The sequence below is a fragment of the Paracoccus sigandri genome, assembly GCF_003709565.1.
Classification (GTDB): domain Bacteria; phylum Pseudomonadota; class Alphaproteobacteria; order Rhodobacterales; family Rhodobacteraceae; genus Paracoccus; species Paracoccus siganidrum.
The window spans coordinates 1-3546 of sequence record NZ_QNRC01000077.1 but is presented as its reverse complement, the minus strand read 5'-3'; the positions used below and the strand labels follow the sequence as shown (position 1 = coordinate 3546).

Below are 3546 nucleotides of genomic sequence, written 5' to 3'. Positions count from 1 at the left end.
CGAAAGACCATCGAACATCGGCGCTTGCAGCACCGCAAGCTCGCCGCATAACATCAACCCCAAGACGAGGCCCGCTCTCCGCTAATCTAAGCCCCGATCTGAGCCAAATGTTCTGACGACGGACACATAATTTCTGGGGTCGATAGCAGTAGTCTACAGCGGTGGACGTTTCGAAATATAGGAGGCTCACGGGTTCGAATCGGGCGAGAGATGGGGACCATCCGGACCATCTGTCGATCGATCCCTCGGGTTTGTCCTGAATGCATCAGGACAGCCGTCAACGAGCACGGCTTCACCGGGGCATTTATTCGAGCGGATTGGCATGTGGTTTCGGTTCGAACATGTGCAATCCATAGCTTGGCCCTCATGCGGATGCCCTGTAGCAAGTACACTCTGGAAAACTATGATATAGCGGCAGTTGTCCGGAAGAATTTTGACTTGTTCACCAGGCACATCGATATGCATCGCCAGGAGAGCTCATTGGAAGCATATCTGCGAATGCGAATCGGCGGTATGCGCCAAACGGGCTTCTGGCCGGACATTCTCACGCTGCCTGTGGTGGCGCGGGCTGCAGAAACTCTTGGTGGTCGCGTCTTGTTTGGACCACAAGCAAAATCAGCCCAGCTTTCCGAAGATATGTTGCATGCAGCTGGTGGCATAGGATTTGATATTATATCTGGCGGGGTAGAGACCCTCAAAACATGTCTCAACGACCTGACGCGGGAGTCGTCCGACAGCCGGAAGTTCCATCGGCGTGACTACGGAATGTTTTTGACCTGGCTGTCTTCCAGCCGCGCCGCGCCGGAGATGAAGCCGCTCAAGTCGGTGGTGCGAGCCCACATGATCGAAAATTTCCCTCTCAAATCCGGCTCGATTGTCCTTGGATCTGTTATAGCACGGCCTCGTCTGCTCAGCGTCACCGACGCTGCCAAGGAACTCAGCATGAAGCCTGGTCAACTCCTCAGGTTCCTGCGGGAAAAAGAGGGTGCATTATCAAATGGGGTGACCGAACGTCAAGGCGTGTGTGCCGATGCACTTCAATCGCTCAAGGATGAAGTAAATGACCAGATCACAGTTCGTGAGGCAACAAGTATCCTGAATTGTTCATTCGATCTTGTTCAGAAGTTAGCGGATTGTCTTATTCTTCCGTTTCATACGCGAGGGGGTGCAGCCCGCTATGTCAGTAGGAAGGATGCAATGAGACTTCTTCACGCGGTCGAATGCCTTCCTGCCATCAAGCAACACGGTAACTTCCTCACGGCCGTAAGAATTCGAGAAAATATCGCCTGCAGGGCATCGGAAATATTAAAACTGTTCATGCAGGGCGAGCTTGCGCCAGCTTACCGGGAAAGGGGGGTGAGGGGGATAAATGGCCTGCTGGTCGACATAGAACAACTTCGATCCAAAATTTCAACAAGGGACACCAAATTTGTCCTATTCCGAGATGCCTGTAGAGTCCTGCACCTGAAAAGCTCTGAACTCCATATTTTAGCTTCAATGGAGTTTGTCCGGATGAAAATCTGTCGAGATCCCGATAGCGGCTGCAGGCGCAAGGTGATTGAATCCGCAACGCTTGATGGCTTTCGAGCGCGCTTCGCAACTTTGGGTATGCTGGCTTCAGAACTGAGCCGCCGGGCGCTCTCTCTCAGGAAGGATCTGGAAATATTGGGTGTGCGCTCTATGTTTTTGGAAGATGAGTTGCCCAAAATATATGAACGGTCTAATCTTCCTGACGCCAAACTTCTGTTTACACGTTGGAGAAAGGCAGAGATAAGCGCGGGCGGCTGAGAATGCAGATAGCTCCCGTGCTGCGGCCACTATTTCTATGCTGATTTCGACAATCTGGTGTCCGAGTGTCGACCGAGTTACACAAGTTTGCCAAAGCCATGCGAGGCAATGCCTGGCCAGCTCTAGGAACTCTACTATGAGAATGGTAAGTCGGAGCAGTTTTTCATGAGTAAACTCCGGAGGCTGCGAGGAAATCGGTCGATACTCATCCTGCATCAGACCAATCTATAGCTATAAGAAGTCGCAGATATTTTAAATTGGGATCGAGGTTTCAGTGTTCTCTGGTTTGAATATTTTTGAAGCTGCAGTGATAATTGGAGGGGGCGTTGGGAAGGGTGGCGTGACGGGCCAGATCGTCGCGTCGATGGGTCGGTAAAATTTGATATTGTGTCGTGAGAACCGAAATCCGGGTTGAGCTTTGGACATGGCCTATCGACATGATGCATGAATATGGGAGAGTATTAATGAAAGAAAGGGGTGCGGTGTCGTGAATGTGTTTCCAATTGTAAATCGGTGGCATGGTCCGATAGTGCTTTTGCCAGATCGCCATGAATGCCTATAATTGGCATGAGCTTCGCATCTTGGCTTGCGATTCTCCGGATGTCGGTCACGGGAGTGGGGTAAGGTAGGGATGGATTTCATTCGGTTTTGTCGAGATGGGGTGCTTCGTTGCACCTTTTCAACCTATAATGGGGAGACGGGTGAACACATTTCGCGGCATGTTCCGTTTCAGGTGTGGGAGGATGCCGTCGATCCCAACGCTTTCCTGAAGACCCTGCACAATTATGTCTTCTTCGAGGACGGGCTGACCGTGGGCGAGCTTATGGAGAACCTGGCGCCTTGGGCGGGCACGATGGCGGGTGCGGCATCAATGGATTTTTCGGCATTTCTCGCCGAGGTCAGGCATGAGCCAACGGCGCTACAGGAGGAGGTGTCGCATATCGCGCTGCGTTATCGTATCTGTATCCGGCCAGTACCGGCGTTCAAGAAGCAGGATGAGCCGCTGAGCAAGACGAAAGACGAGCGCTATGTCTTCGCCCCTGGCCAGCCGATCCGCACCGGCCGTTTGACTATCGATGAAGGCTGGGACAGCTACGCCGTCCTCAAGCCAGAGCACCGCCACCACTACGATGGCAGCGAGAGCATTTCGCTCAACGTATCGCCGATGAACGAGTGGAAGCATTTGCCTATCCTGATAGACGAGGCGGGTGTACTCTACGACGAGACGGCCTTGGCTAGCAGTGCGGCTTACCTCGGCACGAGGAAGGCACTTACCCGTAAGGACCATCCGAACGTGGCGGCTAAAACACTCCCGAACGGACGTCGGGGTATGCATGAAATCTCGATAGATGCGCCGTGTCCGACATTTTTTGATGTCATCATTCTTGGTTTTATCTGGGAGGTCGGTTTTCATTATTCCCCCGTGAAACGTACCAGGTTCCGGAAGGAACTTCTGGAGCAGGTTGCCCGACTCGACGCAGGGGGAGCCGGAATAGAGGAAGAGAAGAAGGAGCTTAGCCGTATGAATCAGGCAAGGTTCGAGGCCGGGCTGGCGATGATCAAGAGGCTTGAGGCCTCGGCTTCCCGCTTGGGACTGCCTCTCATGGAGAACTGATTGCCGCATACGGACGGGTCGTGTCTCGAATGTGGTGGAAATTCCCTCGCGGCGGGCTCCGGGCATGTGAGGTTGGCTCCAGTCAGGCCGCGAGGTCAAGAGACATCGGCACGAGTGGTTGAGAGAGGGTTTCCCATCCGTCG

General features: G+C 53.3%; 2 protein-coding genes and 1 pseudogene. All 3 read left to right on the top strand.

Annotation, left to right across the window (positions count from 1 at the left end; all coding sequences use genetic code 11):
• Positions 1-126: 126 nt before the first annotated feature.
• A pseudogene (locus C9E82_RS25490) lies at positions 127-354 on the top strand (TniQ family protein); the annotation flags it as partial.
• A 126-nt stretch (positions 355-480) separates the two neighbouring features.
• A complete protein-coding gene (locus C9E82_RS23580; RefSeq protein WP_240643721.1) occupies positions 481-1788 on the top strand; it encodes a hypothetical protein in 1308 nt (435 codons plus the stop codon).
• Between the two features lie 631 nt (positions 1789-2419).
• The gene (locus C9E82_RS23575) at positions 2420-3403 is read left to right on the top strand and encodes a hypothetical protein (RefSeq protein WP_147393184.1); all 984 of its coding nucleotides are present in this window, start codon (positions 2420-2422) and stop codon (positions 3401-3403) included.
• Positions 3404-3546 lie beyond the last annotated feature (143 nt).